The organism is Paenibacillus sp. RC84 (genome assembly GCF_041260495.1).
In the GTDB taxonomy this organism is placed as follows: domain Bacteria; phylum Bacillota; class Bacilli; order Paenibacillales; family NBRC-103111; genus Paenibacillus_F.
The window spans coordinates 348,217-368,947 of the sequence record NZ_JBGBYL010000004.1 but is presented as its reverse complement, the minus strand read 5'-3'; the positions used below and the strand labels follow the sequence as shown (position 1 = coordinate 368,947).

The 20,731-nt window shown below is 51.3% G+C and carries 18 protein-coding genes; 5 read left to right on the top strand and 13 right to left on the bottom strand.

What is annotated here, in order from left to right:
* Nucleotides 1-12 precede the first annotated feature (12 nt).
* From ABH899_RS11915 to ABH899_RS11900, 4 genes are all read right to left on the bottom strand, one after another.
* Nucleotides 13-753: an SDR family NAD(P)-dependent oxidoreductase gene (locus tag ABH899_RS11915; protein WP_369996337.1), complete on the bottom strand. Its 741-nt coding sequence runs from the start codon at nucleotides 751-753 to the stop codon at nucleotides 13-15.
* Between the two features lie 521 nt (nucleotides 754-1,274).
* Nucleotides 1,275-2,060 (bottom strand): delta-lactam-biosynthetic de-N-acetylase, encoded by a 786-nt coding sequence (gene pdaA, locus ABH899_RS11910; RefSeq protein WP_369996336.1) that lies wholly within the window; start codon nucleotides 2,058-2,060, stop codon nucleotides 1,275-1,277.
* A 165-nt stretch (nucleotides 2,061-2,225) separates the two neighbouring features.
* Nucleotides 2,226-3,062 carry a KPN_02809 family neutral zinc metallopeptidase gene (gene ypfJ / locus ABH899_RS11905; protein WP_369996334.1) on the bottom strand — a complete coding sequence of 279 codons (837 nt, stop codon included), beginning with the start codon at nucleotides 3,060-3,062 and terminating at the stop codon, nucleotides 2,226-2,228.
* A 207-nt stretch (nucleotides 3,063-3,269) separates the two neighbouring features.
* Nucleotides 3,270-3,686: a VOC family protein gene (locus ABH899_RS11900; protein WP_369996333.1), complete on the bottom strand. Its 417-nt coding sequence runs from the start codon at nucleotides 3,684-3,686 to the stop codon at nucleotides 3,270-3,272.
* 240 nt (nucleotides 3,687-3,926) lie between these two features.
* Here ABH899_RS11900 and ABH899_RS11895 point away from each other — a divergent pair, with 240 nt between their 5' ends.
* Together ABH899_RS11895 and ABH899_RS11890 are read left to right on the top strand one after the other, a co-directional pair.
* On the top strand, nucleotides 3,927-4,622 hold the full coding sequence (locus ABH899_RS11895) for a bifunctional transcriptional activator/DNA repair enzyme AdaA (RefSeq protein ID WP_369996331.1): 696 nt from the start codon (nucleotides 3,927-3,929) through the stop codon (nucleotides 4,620-4,622).
* On the top strand, nucleotides 4,600-5,418 hold the full coding sequence (locus ABH899_RS11890; protein ID WP_369996330.1) for an SPL family radical SAM protein: 819 nt from the start codon (nucleotides 4,600-4,602) through the stop codon (nucleotides 5,416-5,418). The genes ABH899_RS11895 and ABH899_RS11890 overlap by 23 nt, the downstream gene beginning before the upstream one ends.
* Nucleotides 5,419-5,569: 151 nt before the next feature.
* Here the strand turns inward: ABH899_RS11890 and ABH899_RS11885 are convergent, their stop codons facing one another.
* The 3 genes from ABH899_RS11885 to ABH899_RS11875 form a co-directional block, all read right to left on the bottom strand.
* Nucleotides 5,570-5,989 (bottom strand): VOC family protein, encoded by a 420-nt coding sequence (locus tag ABH899_RS11885; RefSeq protein ID WP_218230292.1) that lies wholly within the window; start codon nucleotides 5,987-5,989, stop codon nucleotides 5,570-5,572.
* A 108-nt stretch (nucleotides 5,990-6,097) separates the two neighbouring features.
* A complete protein-coding gene (locus tag ABH899_RS11880) occupies nucleotides 6,098-6,892 on the bottom strand; it encodes a helix-turn-helix transcriptional regulator (protein ID WP_369996328.1) in 795 nt (264 codons plus the stop codon).
* A gap of 178 nt (nucleotides 6,893-7,070) precedes the next feature.
* Nucleotides 7,071-8,627 (bottom strand): ABC-F family ATP-binding cassette domain-containing protein, encoded by a 1,557-nt coding sequence (locus ABH899_RS11875; protein WP_218230290.1) that lies wholly within the window; start codon nucleotides 8,625-8,627, stop codon nucleotides 7,071-7,073.
* Nucleotides 8,628-8,990: 363 nt separating this feature from the next.
* Between ABH899_RS11875 and ABH899_RS11870 the strand changes: the two genes are divergently transcribed.
* A complete protein-coding gene (locus tag ABH899_RS11870) occupies nucleotides 8,991-10,355 on the top strand; it encodes an Ig-like domain-containing protein (RefSeq protein WP_369996326.1) in 1,365 nt (454 codons plus the stop codon).
* Nucleotides 10,356-10,408: 53 nt separating this feature from the next.
* On the opposite strand, the gene ABH899_RS11865 is transcribed toward ABH899_RS11870, so the two are convergent.
* The 4 genes from ABH899_RS11865 to ABH899_RS11850 form a co-directional block, all read right to left on the bottom strand.
* The gene (locus ABH899_RS11865) at nucleotides 10,409-10,738 is read right to left on the bottom strand and encodes a DUF3892 domain-containing protein (RefSeq protein WP_369996325.1); all 330 of its coding nucleotides are present in this window, start codon (nucleotides 10,736-10,738) and stop codon (nucleotides 10,409-10,411) included.
* A gap of 108 nt (nucleotides 10,739-10,846) precedes the next feature.
* Nucleotides 10,847-11,815 carry an SDR family NAD(P)-dependent oxidoreductase gene (locus tag ABH899_RS11860; protein WP_369996324.1) on the bottom strand — a complete coding sequence of 323 codons (969 nt, stop codon included), beginning with the start codon at nucleotides 11,813-11,815 and terminating at the stop codon, nucleotides 10,847-10,849.
* 72 nt (nucleotides 11,816-11,887) lie between these two features.
* Nucleotides 11,888-12,409 (bottom strand): TetR/AcrR family transcriptional regulator, encoded by a 522-nt coding sequence (locus ABH899_RS11855; protein WP_369996322.1) that lies wholly within the window; start codon nucleotides 12,407-12,409, stop codon nucleotides 11,888-11,890.
* A 178-nt stretch (nucleotides 12,410-12,587) separates the two neighbouring features.
* Nucleotides 12,588-13,637, bottom strand: coding sequence for an acyl-CoA dehydrogenase family protein (locus ABH899_RS11850; RefSeq protein WP_369996320.1), 1,050 nt, complete (start codon nucleotides 13,635-13,637; stop codon nucleotides 12,588-12,590).
* Between the two features lie 468 nt (nucleotides 13,638-14,105).
* Between ABH899_RS11850 and hflX the strand changes: the two genes are divergently transcribed.
* Entirely contained in the window at nucleotides 14,106-15,398 is a 1,293-nt protein-coding gene (gene hflX / locus ABH899_RS11845; RefSeq protein ID WP_369996319.1) for a GTPase HflX, read from the top strand.
* A gap of 174 nt (nucleotides 15,399-15,572) precedes the next feature.
* On the opposite strand, the gene ABH899_RS11840 is transcribed toward hflX, so the two are convergent.
* Nucleotides 15,573-16,850, bottom strand: a complete 1,278-nt coding sequence (locus ABH899_RS11840; protein WP_369996317.1) for an Nramp family divalent metal transporter — start codon at nucleotides 16,848-16,850, stop codon at nucleotides 15,573-15,575.
* A gap of 333 nt (nucleotides 16,851-17,183) precedes the next feature.
* Between ABH899_RS11840 and ABH899_RS11835 the strand changes: the two genes are divergently transcribed.
* The gene (locus tag ABH899_RS11835) at nucleotides 17,184-18,098 is read left to right on the top strand and encodes a hypothetical protein (RefSeq protein WP_369996316.1); all 915 of its coding nucleotides are present in this window, start codon (nucleotides 17,184-17,186) and stop codon (nucleotides 18,096-18,098) included.
* A gap of 74 nt (nucleotides 18,099-18,172) precedes the next feature.
* On the opposite strand, the gene ABH899_RS11830 is transcribed toward ABH899_RS11835, so the two are convergent.
* On the bottom strand, nucleotides 18,173-20,728 hold the full coding sequence (locus tag ABH899_RS11830) for a diguanylate cyclase domain-containing protein (protein ID WP_369996314.1): 2,556 nt from the start codon (nucleotides 20,726-20,728) through the stop codon (nucleotides 18,173-18,175).
* Nucleotides 20,729-20,731 lie beyond the last annotated feature (3 nt).

The following is a 20,731-nucleotide window of genomic DNA, read 5'->3' as shown; positions in this document are numbered from 1 at the left end:
TCGGGGTGCCCGCTACATTTCCCCGCCCCCGCTGACAGACAGGTAAGTGCCCGTCAAATAAGAGCTGTCTTCGCTGGCGTAAAAAGCGATCGCCCGGGCGATATCCTCCGGCCGGCCGATTCTTCCGAGCGGCAAATACGCCGCCTGCTGCTGTTTAAACGCTTCCGGTATCGACGCGGTCGCATCCGTTTCCACCATACCGGGCGATACGATATTGGCGGTAATCCCGGCGCCGCCGAACTCCCGGGCGATATACCGGGCAAAGCTGTTTAAGGCTCCCTTAGAGGTGCCGTGCGATATGAACAACGGAGCCGAATGATTGCTCAATCCGCTGGACACATAAACGAGCTTCCCGGACTTTTGCTTTTTCATAAAAGGCAGTACGGCCTTGGTCGAAACGAAAGCGGCCTGAAGCTCGTCGTTCGTTTTCTGGATAAACTCCTCCCAGGACATATCTTCGAAGGACTTCTGGACAAAATTCATACCGGCGTTGTGGACCAGAATGTCTACCGTTCCGAAGCGGGATACCGTTTCCGACACGAGCCCGTTCATCTGCTCCGCATTTCGGGCATCCGCTTGCAAAGCCGCAGCTTCTCCTCCGTTTTCCCGTATGGAAGCAACGACGTTCTCCGCAGCCGAAGCATTGCTCGCATAATTGACGATGACTTTGGCTCCGCGGCCGGCAAGCAGCTTCGCCGCTGCGGCACCGATTCCCCGGCTCGAACCTGTTACAATGGCGACTTTCCCTCTCATCTGCACTCTCTCCTTCTTCATCTAGTTTGGATTAGAGGATCTCCTCTTCAAGCGATCTACATAAACTAAGACACTTCGTCGGAACGAAGTGTCTCTGCATGCATTCGTATTCTTGTCACCAGTCAGGGAATGCAGCCGTTCGCCTGTCCGGCTAGATCCCAAACTTTCCTGCTATCAGCGGTTCTTAGATGCCAGTTAACATCTAATACCGACTTGTGAGTTGAAAATAAATTGAACCTGAGTCTCCCTCCGGATCGACTATATCTATGAAGATAAAAATTGAAAGGGTTGGTACCCTATCATGTTAAAAAACAGGAAATGGATTTCTGCCGGATTCGGGCTATTGATCCTTGCCGCGGCTCTTCCCGTTCATGCGGGGGCAGCATCAAAAGAACCCGCTCCCCACGCGCTAACGCATGCCTCCTTGAAGGACCTGCTTCCGGCGTCAGAACAACGAAAAACCGGGCAACGGAACGCTGCCTGGTTTTTCGTTGTTCTGAGTGCCCCCCGGTTTCACTCATTTATTCCGTCTTTTGGTTTAAGTTTTCCAGACTCTTGAACTCATACCCCTGCTTTTTGGCTTCATCGATAATTTTGTCCAAGGCTTCCGTATTGTCCTTTGAAATGGAGTGCAGCAGGATGACCGCGCCCGGATGAAGCTGGGCAATGACTTTATCGTAGGCATATTTCCAGCCCTTTTGATCTTTGACGTCCCAGTCTTTATAAGCAACCGACCAAAATACGTTGATGTACCCGTGTTGTTTGCTGACCTCTAACACCCGGTCGCTGAAAATTCCGCGGGGCGGACGCATGAAAGACATCGTCTGCACCCCCGTCAGATTGGCGACGGCATCTTTGACCCGGTCCAGCTCGGTCTTTATTTTCTCGTCGGAAATTCGGGACATGTCCGGGTGACTCCAGGAATGGTTGCCGATAAGATGACCTTCGGCCGTCATTCGTTTAACCAATTCGGGCTTATCCTCGACAAAATGACCGGTAACGAAAAAAGCCGCGGGCACCTGCTTCGTTTTTAATACATCGAGTATTTTGGGCGTACATCCGTTTTCATACCCGTTATCGAAAGTTAGATAAAGTTCTTTTTTGCCTGTATCCCCAAGAAAAACCGCTTCATGTTTCTCCAAAATACTCTTGAATCCTTCTTCATCAATGGAGGCAGGCTTCCCTTGTTTGCTCTTTTTGAATCCGAAGTGATATGTCTTATTCCCCCCATCGGCTGCCAAGGTATCTAAAGGAAATACCGTGATGAAAATTGTCAATAAAGCAAAAACGATCGTAACCCTTTTCATGATTCGCCTCCGTTTTCATAACTTTGATGCATTGGTAATATGTCTCTAATCGGAGAGAATCATGCGATTCCGTTCTATGGAACTTTGTGGATCATAAAAATAAAAAATTCCGCCGGGTGACGGATATTTCTTTTTCTATGAATGATTCTGGATATTTTTCGTATCTTACTTATTCGAAAAAGTATCTCCGTCCTCTATTCTTCCCGATTGATAGCCTTTGCTGAACCAGGATTTTCTTTGTTCCGATGTGCCGTGCGTAAAGCTTTCGGGAACCACGTAGCCGCGCGCTCTTTTCTGAATCGTATCATCCCCGACCGCACTGGCGGCCGTTAACGCTTCCTCCAGATCCCCTTCTTCAAGCACATCCATCCCTTTGGCATGATGCGCCCAGACGCCGGCGAAATAGTCGGCCTGCAGCTCAAAACGGACCAGATATTTATTGAATTCCGCTTCACTCATCTTTTGGCGCAGCGGCATAATCTTATCGGATGTCCCGAGCAGTGTCTGCACATGATGTCCGACTTCATGAGCGATTACGTAGGCCATGGCAAAGTCCCCCGGCGCTTTAAACTCCTGCTTAAGCTCGTTATAGAAGCTTAGATCGATGTATAACTTCCGGTCGCCCGGACAATAGAACGGTCCCGTTGACGAACCGGCCGTGCCGCAGGCGGATTGCACCTGGTCCGTGTACAGAACAAGCGTCGGCTTCTCATAAACGAGGCCCCGCTCCTTAAACTGGGCGGTCCACACGTCTTCCGTGTCGGCCAGAACAACAGAGACAAACTGAGAAAGCTCCTTCTCCTGCTGCGTTTCCTCGTACGGCGCGTTTGATCCGGAGCCTGCGCCCGTCAGATCACTCAGCAGATCGCCGGGATTTCCCCCAAGCAGAGTCATGAGGAGCACGATAATGATCCCGCCGATCCCGCCCCCGACGAGCGTTTTGCCGCCGACTCCCCTCCGGTCTTCCACGTTTGAACTTCCTCTTCTTCCCTGCCACTTCATCGCTTGTCCTCCCCCTGGTGTATAGAAACAAGTCCGTCAGATTGAATGATTTTATATGGTAATATACCCGATTTGTAAAGTCAGAAACTTTGTGAAGACTTGGCGTACGCCTCATGATCCAACCCTTTCCAGCCAAACAAAAAGAACCGCGCTTGCCGCGGCTCTTTCAGAAGAAATTCTGTTTCCTTTATTTCCCGAATCGGCACCTTATCCCTGGGCAACCGCACTCTCGTCCATATAAATATACTCCCAATGATGACCGTCGATATCCCGGAAGCTCCACGTGTACATAAAGCCATGGTCCACTTTATCATTCATCGGACTTCCCCCCGCTTCCAGCGCCTTGTTTACAATCTCGTCCACCTGCTCTTTGCTGTCCGCAGATAAGGCCACAATGACTTCGGCACTTTTTCCCGTATCGGCAATCTCCTTATTCGTAAACGTTTTGAAGAAATCCTCCACTAAAAGCATCACAAAAATATTATCGCTGACGACCATGCAGGTTGCGTTCTCGTCCGTAAATTGGGCATTGAATTCAAAGCCGAGTGCCGTGAAAAATTGTACCGATTTGTCCAAATTTTTAACCGGTAAATTCACAAAAATTTTATCCGCTTTAGTTGCCATCAAGAAATACCTCCACGTCATCTATTGTGTTTTTCCGAAAAATTCTTCCGGTTGCTTTTATTGTAGCATGGGCTTCACGGAAGCATTTCTCTTAAATTGCGCTTTTAGTTAGTGAAGTTATGTATAGCAGGTTTCTATTTCGTAACTCGGTTTAGCGATATGTTGCTGTCTCATTCATTTATACGTACATACGTTCACTTAAGAGGTATAATGGATAAGTAAAAGGAGGTGTTTCCAGCTATGTCAGAGCGGTTTTGGAAAGCGGCAAAATTGGATAGTCCTTCAGCCGATAAATGGCAGGCCATTATCAGCAATGATTCTTCTTACGACGGCATCTTTTTTTACGGAGTGAAAACAACCGGCATTTTTTGCCGTCCCTCTTGCAAATCCAAAGAACCGAAACGAGAAAACACCTGCGTATTCCAAGATGCCGAACAAGCCCTGCAGGCCCAATTTCGTCCGTGCAAAAGATGCAAACCGACCGGCAAGAGCCTTCCCGAAGACGACTGGATCGAACAAATCTCCCATTACGCGGACAACCACTACAAACAACCGCTGACGCTCAGAACCTTCTCGGAAATTTGCCACGGCAGTCCTTATCATCTGCAGCGTACGTTCAAGCGAATTAAAGGAATGACTCCGCTTGAATACCTTCAGCACATTCGCATCGAGAATGCCAAAAATCTGCTCGGGAATTCACAGCTATCGGTGTCCGACATCGGATCTAAAGTCGGTATTCCGAACACCTCCTATTTCATTACGCTGTTTAAAAAGAAAACCGGTTATACACCCGCAGGTTACCGGCAGTCCCAAAGCTTGAGCCGGACGATAGAAAGCGGAGTACCTTCAGCGGAAACCGACGCAACCCATCGTTTTAAATCAAGTCGGAAGCAATCAGAGGAACGGAGCGACCATGAAACTCGAATATGGGTATAAAATGCCTAAAACACTGCTGAATAAAGGAACGGGTTTTCTTGCCGGCTATACCCATTCCTTAAATCCTTACACCGGCTGTTCCTTCGGCTGTTCCTATTGTTATGTAAGAAAAATGCCTGTCTCCACTTTCCGCGGGGCCGAATGGGGAACCTGGGTGGATGTCAAGAAAGAAGCGGCCGAACTTTTCCGCAAAGAGCTTCGCCGGGCGAAAAGTAAAGGTCCCGTCACTCTCTTTATGTCCTCGAGTACGGATCCTTATCAGCCGGTTGAATACAAAGAAGAAGTCACCCGGTCGCTGCTCGAAGTGATGACCGAAGATCCACCCGATTTTGTGCTGCTCCAAACAAGGAGCCCTTTAGTAGAACGGGACATGGATCTGCTACTTCAATTGAAAAATCGGGTCCGTGTCAGCATGACGGTAGAAACGGACTTGGATGAGATAAGAAAGCGGTTCTCCCCTGCGGCGCCGCCTATACAAGCACGCTTAAAGACTCTTAAAGCGTTAAAGGCTGCCGGAGTACCCGCACAAGCTGCGATTGCTCCTCTCCTGCCAAGCAGTGAGGCATTTCCGGACCTGTTAAAATCGGTTGTGAACCGGGTTTGCGTTGACGATTATTTTATGGGGGACGGCAGCGGCGGAAGACGTACGCGGAGTTTGAACATGGAAACCGTCTATAAGGAGTTAGGAATGGAAGATTGGTATCACCCTCATGCTTATCAGCTTATGGTAGAACGCTTGAAGAAAGTGTTTACCGAGAATCAGATCTTTATAAGCCAGAAAGGTTTCGAACCTTAGGTTCCAAATCCGGCCGCTGAATGCAAGCGGTTATGAAGGCAAAAATCCGCGGGAATGCGGATTTTTGCTTTTTTTGTCCTAGAGGAGATTTGTCGGGGGAGCAGAATTACGATCGCAAGTCGCTATCGTAACCGGCTAGCGGTCGCTTGATTTATTGGGTTTCCCTGCATGCCGATGTGTCGGAAGTGATCATCCAAGTGATGCCGTATTTATCCTCCAGCTGTCCAAACAGGGCTCCCCAGAAAGCCGGCTCCAGAGGTTGATTAACTTTACCGTCCTTCGACAGATTGTTAAAAGCCGAGTGAGCTTCTTCTTCGGTAGCGAATTCAAGACAGAGACTTAACACATTTCCCGGTGTCAACGCTTCAAACATCGAATCCGACATGAGAAAAGTAACTCCGGCCGCAACCAGGCTCAGATTGATGACTTTGTCTTTCAGCTCTTCTTCCTTCGCGCCCGGCACCTCTCCGTACGTGGTCACGGACGTAATCTCGCCTCCCAGCGCCTGTATGTAAAATTCAGCTTGAGCCCGCGCATCCTCGGAAAAAATATACGTCGTATGCTTAGCCATGCATCAACATCCTCTCGAAAGGTATAGGTGGTTCCTGTACAAATCGTAACACCGATTAAAAGCCGACGTTTCTTATAAATTGCGGTAATGCGGCGGAAGACTCTCCGGTTAGGTGCTGCCTGGTGAACTTGCTCGCCTGAGGAAATTATTCATGAGAACCGGCAGAGAGATCAAAATCGGCGGATCGTCATAGCGCGGAACGTGCAGGGTTACGAGCTGCTGCGGTACGGGAATCCCCGGTTCAACGGCGATCGGTTCCCTCGAACGGGTGCGCAGCGTCGCTTCCGGCAAAAGAAAGTCAACCGCCTTCGTCCCCCAGGAGACCGAGGTTGCCATCAGGTAATAGGTGCCCGGCTTAACGCTCGGAATACAGAAGCTTCCGAGCGAGGAGAGAAGTGTGCCATATAGCGGCAGCCCTTCCGGAATCGGTTTGGCGAACAGACCGATCAGAATGACGCCCTCGAACGGTATCGCGGCTTGAACGATTCCTTCGATATTTCCGAAAGGCAGTGCAGCCGTTTCGGGCGTCGACCAGTCATCCAGCTTCTTAAGGGAGTGAAAATGGCTGTCGGCTAAAAATGTGGAATTCCGGAATTCCGACGGGGTCATCCCGACTTTTTCGGTAAATCTTGTTGTGAAGGTACCCAGGCTTTGCTGTCCGATTTCAAGGCCGATGTCACGGATGCTCAAATTTGTGCGCAGCAGCAGGTCTTTGGCTTTCTGAAGACGAAGCGAAGAAACGTAGTATTGAGGAGTAAGTCCGATTTTTTCTTTGAAAAGTCTTGTAAAGTGGTAAGGGCTGTAAGCGGCGTAAGAGGCCAATTGATTAAGCGAGAGAGGCTCGTAAATGTTCCTCTGAATATACAAAATAACCTCATCAATTTCCGAATACCGGTCAGTCAAACGATTCACCTTCCTTGTATTCTTTGCTCACTCATTTTACCACATTCTTCCTAAGGATTGTACGAACAAAACATTAAGAATCGAATGTTTGTTCCCTTTTTTGTTTATAAAAAAAGCCCTGCCTCAGCAATTGCTTGGCAGGACTTTTTCTGAACGGCATATGACCCGGCCGGGACGGTTAGAACACTTTCGTCGTCCAGGATTCGCAGTTCCAAGTCTCCGTAACAACCTCACGATAGAATTCAGGTTCATGGGAAATGAGCAGGATGCTGCCCTTGTAAGCTTTGAGCGCGCGGGCTAATTCTTCCTTCGCATCCACGTCCAAGTGGTTGGTCGGCTCGTCGAATACAAGCAGGTTGGTTTCGTTGTTGATCAGCTTGCAGAGACGAACTTTGGCTTTCTCTCCGCCGCTCAGCACCGTGATTTTGCTCTCGATATGCTTGGTCGTCAAACCGCATTTCGCCAAGGCGGCCCGCACTTCAAACTGAGTATATGAAGGGAATTCCTTCCAGATCTCCTCGATACACGTGTTGTAGTTGGCGTCTTTCATTTCCTGTTCGAAGTAGCCGATGCTCAGGTTTTCCCCAAGCTGCACGGACCCGGATAAAGCGGGAATCTCGCCTAGAATGCTGCGTAAGAGCGTCGTTTTACCGATTCCGTTGGCACCGACCAGAGCGATTTTCTGCCCTCTTTCCATACGGAGATTGAGCGGTCTGGACAACGGCTCTTCATACCCGATGACAAGATCTTTCGTTTCGAAAATCAGTTTACCTGGCGTTCTTCCCTCTTTGAAGTTAAACTGCGGTTTCGGTTTCTCTTTGGCCAGTTCGATAACGTCCATTTTGTCGAGTTTCTTTTGCCGGGACATGGCCATATTCCGAGTGGCTACGCTCGCTTTGTTGCGGGCCACAAAATCTTTCAGGTCCGCGATTTCCTGCTGCTGGCGTTTATAAGCCGATTCCAGCTGCTGTTTCTTCATTTCATAGACTTGCTTGAAGTGATCGTAGTCGCCTACGTAGCGGTTTAACTCCTGGTTTTCCATATGATAAATCAGGTTAATGACGCTGTTCAGGAACGGAATGTCGTGCGAAATCAGAATAAAGGCATTCTCGTACTCCTGCAGATAGCGCTTCAGCCATTCGATATGCTGCTCGTCCAGATAGTTGGTAGGCTCGTCGAGGAGAAGGATATCCGGCTTCTCCAGAAGCAGTTTCGCCAGCAGGACCTTCGTCCGCTGACCGCCGCTGAGATCGTTGACATCCTTGTCCAGCCCGATATCCGTAAGGCCGAGACCACGGGCGGTTTCCTCGATTTTGGCGTCGATCATATAAAAATCCTGATTGGTCAGCGTATCCTGGATCGTGCCGACGTCTTCGAGCAGCTGCTCCAGTTCTTCCGGAGTGACATCCGCCATTTTCTCATACATGCCGTTCATTTCCTGTTCCATGTCGAACAGATATTGAAAAGCTCCTTTCAGCACATCGCGGATGGTCATGCCTTTGCTGAGAACCGCATGCTGATCCAAATACCCGACCCGCATCCGTTTCGACCATTCCACTTTGCCGTCATCCGGCTGGAGCTTGCCCGTAATAATGTTCATGAAGGTAGACTTACCTTCTCCGTTGGCACCGATGAGTCCAATATGCTCGCCTTTCAGGAGGCGGAAAGATACGTCGTTAAAGATCGCGCGGTCTCCAAAACCGTGGCTCAGTCGTTCTACGTTTAATATGCTCATGAATAGACACCTTTTCTTATAAACTTTTTACTCGCTCCATTATAAGCGTTACGGGGTGGACAACTCAATGCACGATTAAAAAAAAGCCGTTTTCTTTCAAAGTTTTACGTAGCGGCGGATTCTTTAAAAATAAGGCTAAAGTAGGAGGTGGAATTTATTGACAGTTAAAAATCTCGCATGCTAGAATTTTGGTAAATGTTGGTAGGTATTTGGATTCTATCATTCTCCCTCTTCCTTTCTCCGGACGTTATTACTGCACGGCAGTTTATACCCGACTGATAAAGTCTTCCGATATGAAGCGTTCTGCGCTTACATATAAACCGCCTGCGCGGTAATTTTATGGAGAAGGTGAGGAAGAAACACATGTTGAAAAAATGGTTTTTGTCACTCGCTATCGCAGGCTCGGCCCTATTAAGCGGGCTAGCCGGACAAGCGGAAGCGTCCGCGTCGGTACTGCCTGCAGCAACGCCGCCTGTCGTAAAGGGAGGTGAATTAACCTCTCCGACCGATTTCAAGTCCCAGCGCGACGCTCTGCCGGAATCCCGCAAGCCTCTTGAAGCTCCTCTGTCGCTGGATAAAGCGGCTCGCGGTCAAGGATTAACCGTGAACGTGAATGCCGCGCTTAACAACAATCCGAACAATGCGGCGCAAGTCGTAACGGGAGCCGTTTATGCGGATAAAATTACGGAAGCGGGCGGACAGCGGTGGTACGTCTTCCAAACGAACGCTCCGGGAAAACTGACCGCATATCTTCAAACGATTCCTTCCGCCTCCATTGATTACGATCTTCATTTATTCCGGTACGACCCGGCGACGAGCAGTTTGGTGGAGCAGGAGACTTCCTCCTACGGTCCTCAATCCAATGAGCAAATCAGCCGGATAGCACCCGCAGGTATTTACTTCCTGGCGGTTTCGGCCTACACGGGATTCGATGCCAATACGTCTTATTACTTTACGGTTGTAGAATCCGCATCCTACGATACGGCTGAGCCGGACGATAACATCTGGCATGCCCAGCAGAAAACAGATTCGTTTACGGTCAGCGGCCAGACGATCGACAACAGCCTGGACGCCGATTGGATCAAATATACGGTTACCGCCGCAAAATCTTTCCATATCAAACTGGCCAACAGCGCACCGGGCACAACCTATCAGCTGCAGATTTTCAACCAGAATTTAGGATCGCTCGGTACAGTGGACCAGAACAAAGATGTGGACGGCTCCCTGACCCCCGGCACCTATTATCTGCGGGTTGTATCCTTGAATTCGTATAACGCTTCTGTTCCGTATTCACTAACTTTCAGCGAGTACAAAGCTCCGACTTCGGTAGATATCGTAAGCATTGAATCGGAGCCGAATGTCGACGCCGGACAGCGTATCAATTACGGAGAAGGAAACAAATGGAGGATCCAAAATTACATGACCGTGACCGGTCTCGCCAAAGACGCTTCGGGAGCACCTGCTTTCAATGCTCCGATTACCGTCTATATACAAACCAAACTTAACAACAAAATTTATAGCGGAACGGGTACGACGAGCAGCAACGGAACCTTCAGCGTAACGATCAACGGAATACAGCCTGCCATCGGACAAAATTTGTTCTACGGCTACGCTTCAACCCACTATTACGATATTATCCCTCTTCTCGTATACTCCGGCGGAACACAACTGAACGCCAACGATAATTCGCTGTATCATTTCGCTTATTCCATTTACAGCCCTCATTGACTATTTCGCACGTAAAAAAGAGCCCGACCTCGTCGGGCTCTTCCGCATGCTCCCTAAAAAGGAGGCAGCTGATCCAGATTATTCGACTTAACTCCGTCGGGCTCACTGCGGAGAATATCCCGGCCGTACCGGTGAAACACGTCCACATGGGCCAAAGCACCGGACTTGGCTTCATTCAAGGCGGAGACATAATCGAGCTCGCGTCCGGAAGACGTTTTAACGGCAATAATGTCCCCGTCCTCGTTTTTGCGGACAGCCACGATCGATTCCAAACCGTCCGAAGCCGCGGCTTCCGTCTGCTCCTGAACGGCCTGCAGCTCTCCCTGCTGCTTGTACTTCTCGTAAATCGCTTCGAAATCGGTATTTGCCGGTCCTTCATTCATCGGAATCACCTCGGTTATAGCATGCCTATTTTTACTTTCTTTTATAAAAGGCGGCGGGCTGCGAAAAGGTTTTGCCCGATCTAACGGAACTGAATACAGTACGGATAGTTATGCTTTATTTTTATTCATCAGAGCGTGAATTGTATCGGAAACAGCTTTCTCGTGAGGCGTCCAGATGATCGGACCGATTTCCTTCTCATACTTCCGGCCGCTCAATACGAACGGTTCTTCGGTCAAGTAGAGCATTTCGACGACTTCCTTCATCACGGGGTTAAAAAGACCTGCCAGTGACAAGCTCATACGTCCAAGGGGATAAACCGCCTTCCGTTTGCCGCTGGCCCGCTGAGCGAGCTGAACGAGCTCTTTTCCCGACAAAAGTCCCGGTCCCGGAATGTGCCAGTTCTGACCCTCGGTACCGTCACGGCCGGCAATCTCGACAATCATCCTGGAGGCGTCCGGCAAGTACACATACTCCCGCGGAACGGTCATATTGCCGATAAAAACAGTCGGCTTCCCGGCGGCTATCGCTTCCATGGTCACGGCAAGATAAGAAGCCTGCGCGGAAGGACCATAGTAATCGGGCAGCCGAACGATAAGCGGCTTCGCTCTCTTCCAGCGGGATGCGAAAATCAGCTGCTCATACGCAAGCCTCACTTTGCCTTTACGCGTATGCGGCTGTTTGGGGTGATCCTCCTCCGCCTTCGCCGCGCCGGTTCTCCTGCCGTACGGATAAATTCCGTCCACCACGACAACTTTAATAGCCAGATGCTCGGCCGCTTTCATGACGGCTTCGCCAAGAGGCAAAAGTCTCGATTCCATCTCGTGGTAAGGAATGTTCGCGCTGTGAAACAAAACATCGGCGCCTTCCGCGGCTTTGATAATATCGGCGGTCTCGAAGGCATCTCCCTTTACCAGCTTGAGATGCGGGGGATTTCCCAGCTCCAGCTCCAGCTTCAGCTTTTCCAGTTTGGCGGCGGATCGGCCGAAAGCGACCGTCTCTATCCCTCTCTTGACCAGCTCCTCCGTAAGAGTCGTACCCACTCCGCCTGTCGCACCCAATACAACCGCTTTTTTCATTTTAAATCGCTCCTTTTTATGTTATTGATTGACCAATTACTATCTGTTAAAAAAATTTTCCCGATGCTTGTTTTATTTCTTTAGCATCAGGTCCGGCAGCCCGATCGCCATCGACACATTGCACAGCATGCCTCTGGCCAGAAAATCCGATGTCCGCCGCTCCGCGTCTTCCATCCCCGCCTCTTCAAAAGCGTTCAACACAAGCTGTTTAACGCGGCTCATCCCTTCCTGCATCGCCTTGCGGACCGCTTCCTCCCGGATCGTCTGCGCCTGCATTTGAAGCAGAATTTCACTCCCGTGGGCGGCCAAAATGCCTTCGTACGCTTCAATGAAGCCTCTCTCCAGCGTGTCGGGCGAAGCCGATTCCAGTACTTGCCGGAATGCCGTTTCTATCCGCTGCCACGATACTTCAAGAGCTTCGACGAGCAGCGACTCTTTGGTGAAAAAACGGTACACGTACGGCTGGGAAATCGCTGCGCGTTCGGCAACCTGTGCCGTAGTCGCCCGGTAATAGCCGATTTCCGCAAATACTTCGATAGCGGCCGACACGATATCAGTCCGGCGGCTCGCGGAGGACGTATTTTTTTTAACCATAGAGCTGGCTCCTTTCTTCTCAATTTCAGTTATTGATTGGCCAATCACTAATTTAAACCCATCATATGCCACACCTTGCGGATTTGCAAGTATTTTTTTAAATAAAAAAAATCAGACTGCGGACAGTCTGACCCTCTTTTACATCGCGTTAGTTTGAAAAGGAAAGGAGTCCGCCCCCCTATTCTTCCGGCAAAAGCAGGCTGTGCTGGCATACGGTTTGCAGATCTCTCCACGTCCGGTTAACCGGACTGTCTTCCATAGCCGCCGACAAACCCAGCAGCGAAAACAGCTCAAACGTACCGGTCAGCACGCTGCGTACGGCGCTCAGGCACTGTTCGGATACCTGCTTCTCGTCAGCCTCGGACATGCTTCCGTGCACGACAAGCTCGTCCCATGAGCGCGTTATTGCCGAATAGAAAGCGGATTCGGTCCTGCTTAGAAGAGCTTCCTGCTCTTCCAGCTTCCTCTGAACGTTCGCTTTCCGCTCCTTCACGCGGATATAGTCGCGGGCCGCTTCAGCGAAATGAGCGGCGATGCCTAGGGCAACCGCGGCAAAAGAAGCCTGGGCAAACGGGATAAACGGGTACCGGTATATAAGCTCGTCTCCGTAGGCGTGCACTTCCGTGAAGAGAAACGTCATGCTTTCCGGGACGAACAGGTCCGCAACGGAAACGCTGTGGCTTCCGGTCCCCTTGAGGCCGAATGTATTCCAGTCCCGGTGAATACGGACTTGATCCGGCGTGAAAATAAACGAACGGATTTCCGCGTTCTCTCCCCGTTCCGGCCCTTCCGGCTCAACTATACAGTTAGCGGTGAACATCGTGGCGTGGACGGCGCCGCTGCAGTATTTCCAGCAGCCGCTCACCAGATAGCCGCCTTCGACCCGCTTGGCTGTACCGGTTGGCGCGCCGCTGCCCGCAACGACGGCTTTCTCGCCGGCAAATAAGGCGGTACCGACTTGCGGCTTCATTAATGAAGCGAAAAAACCGCCGCCCGCTCCGATGGTCACCAGCCAGCCGAAACTTCCGTCTGCCCGCGAGCATTCCCGGAAAATCCGGAGAGCGTCAGGAAGAGAAGTCATGCGGCCGTTCAAATCGTCCGGGACGAACAGTTTAAACCATCTGTTTCGATAAATGAGGTTAAGCAGTTCTTCGGTAAGAGCTCCCTCCGACTCCATGCCTGGCGCTTGTTCTCTGATCCGCTGTGCTTCCTCTAGGGTGAATATCATAGATACCGCTTCCTTTTGGTTGGTTTTGAATGGACTTTTTTGGTTTTTAAGCTCTATGTATTTTAACACGGGATGGCGCATCGTTCACGGCGATTTACTGACCGCCGCTTTTATAAGGCCTGTAAAGAATGGCTATAAAGGAACTGTCCCTCGGAAGGCGGCAGCGGTTGTGATAAAGTAACTATATCTTAGCAGAGGAGGCGTTACGTGTGGTGGATTTTATCCGGGTCAGATCTTTGCACATCTAAGGATGGTGTCAAAGACTCTGTGTGTTGTGTGCAGAGGACTACGGGATAGGTCTGTCATTTTACAGGTAACCCTCGACGGTTAAACGAAGAGGTTCATCCATAGACCCTATATATCCGCAGGGCAGGAAATCCGCGCGATTTCTGTGCCTGGTCCTCTTGTATCTTCAGCACGGGAAATATTCTTGTGCTGTTTTTATTTTGTATCGAGAGGATGATTAATTTGGAACGACAAAAGCAAAAAGCGATACTTATCGGGATTCATCCGGGTAACCGTACGGATTTCGGCTATTTTATGGAGGAACTCGCTAATCTGGCCGCCGCGGCCGGGATCGAAGAAGCCGGCATGCTGACCCAAAAGATGGCCCGCAGCAATCCTTCCCACTATATCGGGAAAGGGAAGATCGAAGAGCTGCTCGAACTTATCGAAACGCACGGTGCCGATCTCGTCATCTGCAACGACGAACTCACCCCTTCCCAGCTCCGCAATCTGGAAGCCACCTTGAACCGGACCGTGATGGACCGGACGGCCTTGATTCTCGCGATTTTCGCGGAGAGAGCCCGTACTAGAGAAGCCCAGCTTCAAGTCGAGGTAGCCCGGCTCCACTATATGCTCCCCCGCCTGGTCGGTTTGCGCGAGTCGCTCGGACGGCAGGGCGGCGGTTCGGGGCTTAAGAACAGAGGCGCCGGGGAAACGAAGCTGGAACTGGACCGCCGCAGAATCGAAGAGCGGATCGTCATGCTTCAAAAGGAGCTGGAGCAGCTCGTCAGCCATCGCCAAACCCAGCGCAAGAAACGCCGCAAGACCGAAGTTCCCGTCGTCTGTCTCGTCGGCTATACGAATGCGGGCAAATCCAGTCTGATGAACGCCATGATGGAGGCGCACAATCCCGGCCCCGGCAAGCAGGTTATGGCGGAAGACCGGCTGTTCGCCACGCTGGAGACATCGGTGCGCAGCATTCGGCTGCAGGACGGCAGATCGTTCCTGCTGACCGACACGGTCGGATTTGTCAGCCAGCTTCCCCACCATCTCGTTAAAGCGTTCCGCTCTACGCTGGAAGAAGTTGCGGAAGCGGATTTGCTGCTTCACGTCGTCGATAGTTCCAGCCCGGTGTATGAGCGGCAGATGGCGGTAACGGAAGAAACGCTCAAGGAGCTTGGAGCCGATCATATCCCCAAGCTGCTCGTGTACAACAAGGCGGACCTGTCCTCTCTTGAGTTTCCTTGCGCGGATAACGGCAATGTCGTGATTTCCGCCAAACGAAGAGCCGGAATCTCCGAATTGACGGAGCAGATCCGGGAGCGTGTCTTCCGGCACGAGGTTCGGTGCGAGCTGCTCGTTCCTTACGACCAGAGCCATGTGGCCGCTTATTTCAATGAATTCGCCCGCGTCCGGTCTATCCGCTACGAGGCGGACGGCGCACGGCTTACCGTGGAATGTCCGGAATCCGTTCTGGAACGCTACCGCGGTTCCTACATTCCGCTTTCGGAAAGCCAGGCTTACCCGGGCCATTAAACCGATTGCTTTTAGCAGGTTCGATTGTCGAAATGAATGAAATAAGATCCCCCTCGTTGTCCGCCTGACGCGGCAGCGGGGGGATCTTTTCTTTTTAGCCTGACGGGCCCCATAGAAAAAAGCCTCTCTGATTCAGAGAGGCTTTACAGTGCCGGCCAGCACGGCTGATGCCGGTTAAATGAACGTGGTAACCAGTAGAAATAAATTTAGTAAAATAACGATTGCGGCGATGATCCAGCCGAGAACCGTCGTCCATCGCTGATTGACGAGGCCTCCCATAATCGAGCGGTTGCTCGTAAACAGCAGAAGGGGCACCAATGCGAAGGCGATACCGAACGATAACACAACTTGGCTCATAATAAGCGCTCTGGTCGCGTCGATTCCCATAATGATAATAACCAGCGGAGGAATGGTCGTAATGGCGCGGCGCAGATATAAATTAATCCGCTTGTTGATAAAGCCCTGCATGACCACGTCCCCAGCTAACGTTCCGACGGATGCGCTGGAAAGACCCGCGATCAAAAGGGCCAGACCGAACGATACGGCGGATACCGGACCGGCCAGCTCGTAAAACTTGTGGAACGCTTCGTCGAGCTCCTCCACACCGAGTCCGTTTTTGAAAAACAAGGCGGCGGATATAATGACCATCGCCATGTTCACCGCGCCCGCGATCACCATCGCAAGGACGATATCGATAAATTCAAGTTTGAAAATCCGTTTTTTCTCCTGCTCGTTCTTGCCGACAATCCGTTTCTGAGTCAAAGACGAGTGCAAATAAATGGCATGCGGCATAACCGTAGCTCCCAGCATGCCCGCCGCGAGCAAAATGCTGTCGACCCCCTGGAATTTCGGGGTGAAAATACCGGCGGCCACCGCCCCCGCATCCGGCTGCGCGTTGATCACCTGAAGCGCAAAGGAGCAGACGACAATCAAGATCATGCCGGCTATTCCGGCCTCCAGGGATCTGTACCCCCGCCGCTGCAGTTCAAGGATGGCGAAGGAGCCTACCGCCGTAATCAGCGCGGCCGGCAGCATCGGAATGCCGAACAGCAGATACAGGCCCAAGGCCGCGCCTATGAATTCGGCGAGATCCGTCGCGATGATGACCAGCTCGCTCTGAATCCACAAGAAGATGGAGACCGGTTTCGGAAACCGTTCGCGCGCGACTTCCGGCAGGTTCATCCCTGTCGCAATGCCGAGTTTCGCCGATAAAGCCTGAATAAGAACCGCCATCAGATTCGAGACGGCAATTACCCAGAGCAGCATATAGCCGTATTTAGAACCCGCCGTAATATTGGTTGCAAAATTTCCGGGGTCCAGATAAGCGACCGCGGCGATAAAAGCCGGCCCCAGAAAAGGAAGCAATCGTTTAAGTCCCTTCACGTCCCCGCTCAAAACGGATTCTGCAGTAAGAGGTGTTCGTTTATATTTCGTGATGTCCTGTTCAGCCATGGTACTCACCTCTTGCCTAAAAGTTACCTGCGTGCATAAATGTTTCTCGCACGCAAAATATTAACTCGATTATAGTCCCTTCTCTTCCGCTTGTAAACCATCAAACATAGCTATGAGACCCGACTTTCACCTATTCTCTGAACTATTGTATGTAATTATTACGTCAGGGCGCCGTTTCCTACTCGTCTTTAACCTTTTCTTTAGAGAGAAAAACGAAAGCCGCAAATAATTCCATTAGATGGGTATATACATATTTTAGTTTGTATGATTAAGACCTTATTTGTTTGATTATTCGAAAGAAAACGTAAATAAACAAAGAAGGGAGAGGACACAATGAGAAGAAAATGGATGAGGAGTTCCGTCAGCGCTATTCTCGGAGGCACGCTCCTTTTCGGTTCATTGGCCGCGTTTTCCCCTGCCACAACCTATGCGGCGGCGGACAAAACCCGCTACAAGAGCTTTTTCAACGCAGCCGAAGAGGGCCCCATCATCCCCGGTCTGAAAAGCGACAAGAAATGGGTTCCTCAAGGTCTCGCCCTATGGACCAGTAAAAAATGGATTATCGCATCCCAGTATTCCGGCAACGATACCGAAGCGAGCAGCATTTCGATCACCGACAAAACGACCGGAAAACGCTTAAAAACCTTTTATCTATATGAAAGCGGCGGCAAAAAGCATACAGGGCATGTCGGCGGATTAGCCGTGAGCGGCCGTTACTTGTGGGCGACCTCGGGAAAAAACGCGTTTCGTATTCCGCTCACCTCCCTGACCGGTCTTCCCGATTACAGCAAAATCGTGATGAAAAAATATACCCTTTCTCATCAGGCATCCTATGCAACCTTCTCGGAAGGTGTGCTCTGGATCGGCACCTACACGAAGGGGGCCACCTGCACAACGACCGGGCCGCAAGGAACGGTGTACGGGTACCGCCTGCCGGCTAACGAAGATCTCGCTTCAAAAGCCGATTACACGTGGAAAACCCCTGATCGTGTCCAGGGCATGGCACTGACGAAGGACAAGGTCATGTACAGCCAGTCCTGCGGCAGGAACAACGACAGCAAACTGCTCATTCACAAGCGCGGATCGGGCGGCGCGAAAATAAGCCAGCTGACGATGCCTCCGATGTCGGAAGGAATCAGCTTCTATGGAACGGATCTGTACGTCAATTTCGAATCCGGGTCCAAAATTTACGACGGTCGGGACCGGCTGTATAACTTTTATTACTTGGACACCAAAAAATTCAAATGACACGACGGATGTTTCTCTTTTAGCCAAAAGACCCTGCAAAGCTTTAAGCCTTTGCAGGGTCTTTCTGCGCGCACTTATACCGGCGGGATAACCGACACCCGGTTTCTGCCTTCGTTTTTCGCTTTCTGCAGCGCACGTTCCGCCGCATAGACGAGATTTTCCGGACCGCTCCCCGGCTCCGGATAAGCCGATGCCACACCCAGACTGACGGTGAGGTAATCACCGCTGTCGCTATGAGTCTGCGGGATTTTCATGGAAAGGACGCCGAGCCGGATCTGTTCCGCCAAATCAACGGCCTTCTCAATCGCAGCTTCCAGCCGGAGGACGAACGTCCCTCCGCTGTACCGGGCAATTATCGCTTCGTTCGGCTTCCCGATCGCAACGAGGATGTCCGACATCCACTGCAGGCAGGTGTCTCCTCCCTGATAGCCGTACAAAGCGTTGTAGGCTTTGAAATGGTCGATGTCCATCAGAATCAGGGAAACCGGCGATCCTGCACCTGCGGCGCGCTTCCACTCCTTCTCCAGATTCTCGTCGAAGAAGCGGCGGTTGGGCATTTCGGTCAGGGAGTCCGTGTTAATAAACGTCTGCAGCTGGTTGCTGACTTCCGAGAACAGCTCTTTCTCCCCTTCCTCTCTGCCCCGCGCGATAGCAAACAAGGAAGGCTTGCCGTCGTACACGACGCTCGCCATGGTAATCTCAAGCTGCAGCTCCCCTCCCGTGACGGTTACGTATCTGCCGCTCATCGAAAACAACGAAAGCGCCGAGGTGTCCAGCTCTGCCATTTTTTGCTGCAGAACCGGAAGAAAATCGGGATGGACGAATTCCGCCACCGATTTGCCGATCAGCTCTTCCGGGTTCGCGGCTTGAAGAAGCTCCACGCTCTGTTCATTGCAGTAAACGATACGCTTATCCGTGATCGTGAAGAAGGCAACGGGGGAAAGCTCCATAAGCTGCAAATACCTTTTCTCGTTTTCCTTAAGAATACGGGAATTTTGCTGAGCTTGTTCCTCCGCCTGCCTCATCTGGTTCTCCGTCTGCTTGAGCATGATGGATTTCAGGTCGGAAAGCTGCCGCAGCTCCTGGATTTTCCATGGCAAAGACGACGATTCGACAACCTGTCTCCATTTCTCGAACGATTTGCGCGGCGACAGCCGGACACCGTCGTTTTCCCTCAGCACGGCCTTGGCAGGGTCCCCCGCCCAGTTAACGACTTGCACGACTTCGGGACGGAACCAGATCACATAATCTTTGCCGTCCGGCGATAGGGCCAGATAAAGCGCCCCGGAGGCGGTTTTCTTGTATGCGGCAGCAGGCGGATGCTCCTGGCTGAGCCTCGAAGTGTGATATTCGTAATCGTCGGCTTGTCTGGACATCCAGAACGCCAGTTCCCGTATTTGTTCTTTTTCCGGCGCGCTGCCGAATATAGCCAGCTTATCCTTGTAACTGACGGCGACACCGGAGGCGTTCATCACCCGGAGAAGCGATTTTTCCTCCAGTTTAAGCTGCTCTATGACGCGATTCGCGCTGGTGTTTCCGATAAAAATATTGGAAATCCGGTTCGCCATCGTCTTCAGTTCGATTTCGGTCTGATAGTCGTCGAGCTGCTGTCTTTGATAGAGTTCACTGGAGAAGAAGAAACCCAGGAAGTTGCACAGATTGCGGACCCGATGCGTGATATATTTCGGTGAATAGTGGTGGCAGGTAACCAGGCCCCACAGCTTGTTGTCATGAATAAGCGAGATCGTCGTCGTCGCCCCTACCCCCATGTTCTGCAAGTATTCGATATGCAGCGGGGAGACGCTGCGCAGCACGGACAAGCTTAAATTGAGCGGTTTTCCGGTCGCGGGATGAAGCGTAGGGACAATCTCCACCGGCTTGTAATGCACATCGACGATCATCCTCAGCCAGTTTCTCAGATACAACTCGCGGGCCTGCTTGGGGATGTCCGACGCGGGATAATGATGGCCCAGAAACGGCTCCAGCCCGTTTTCTTTCGCCTCGGCGATCACCTTGCCGTTCCATTCCTCGTCGAATTCGTACACCATCACCCGATCGTAGCCCAGCATCTCCTTGATCTGTTCCGCCGCCATCTGGCTGGCTTCCACCCGGTTGCCCGCCCGCTTCATTTTGCAGAAGAATGTTTGGATCCATTGGTAATCCAGAGCGTTCGTCTCTTCCTTATCGGACGCAGGTTCGAGTTCAAGAATAAGCAGATCTTCGCTTTCATGCATAATCCCGTAAAAGGAGACGGCTTCGCCCCCGACTTCAATGCTGATATTCATATAATGAAGCTTGGAAGGATCGAACGTCCGGCTTCCGAGTTCTTCCTGCAAAGCGGCAAGCTGCGCCTTTCCCACAATCTCCTCCAGCGGCCGTCCCAGAAGCTCCTCCGTAGTGCGGCCCAACAAGAGATCGACATTCCGGCTGCATTGGACGATTAAAGGCTGCTCCGTCCTGTTGGTAACGGCAAGAAGGACACCGTGCGGCTGAATAAGGCCGGGAATATGAATAGGCTCCTTGTCACAATTGGTCAGGTCAATCTCTTCATTCAGGGAGGCAAAATTCCCTTCCGTTAAAAGAGTCCGGTTCAGAACCTCCGGATCTTTCACTTTGCTTCTATCCGTCATAAA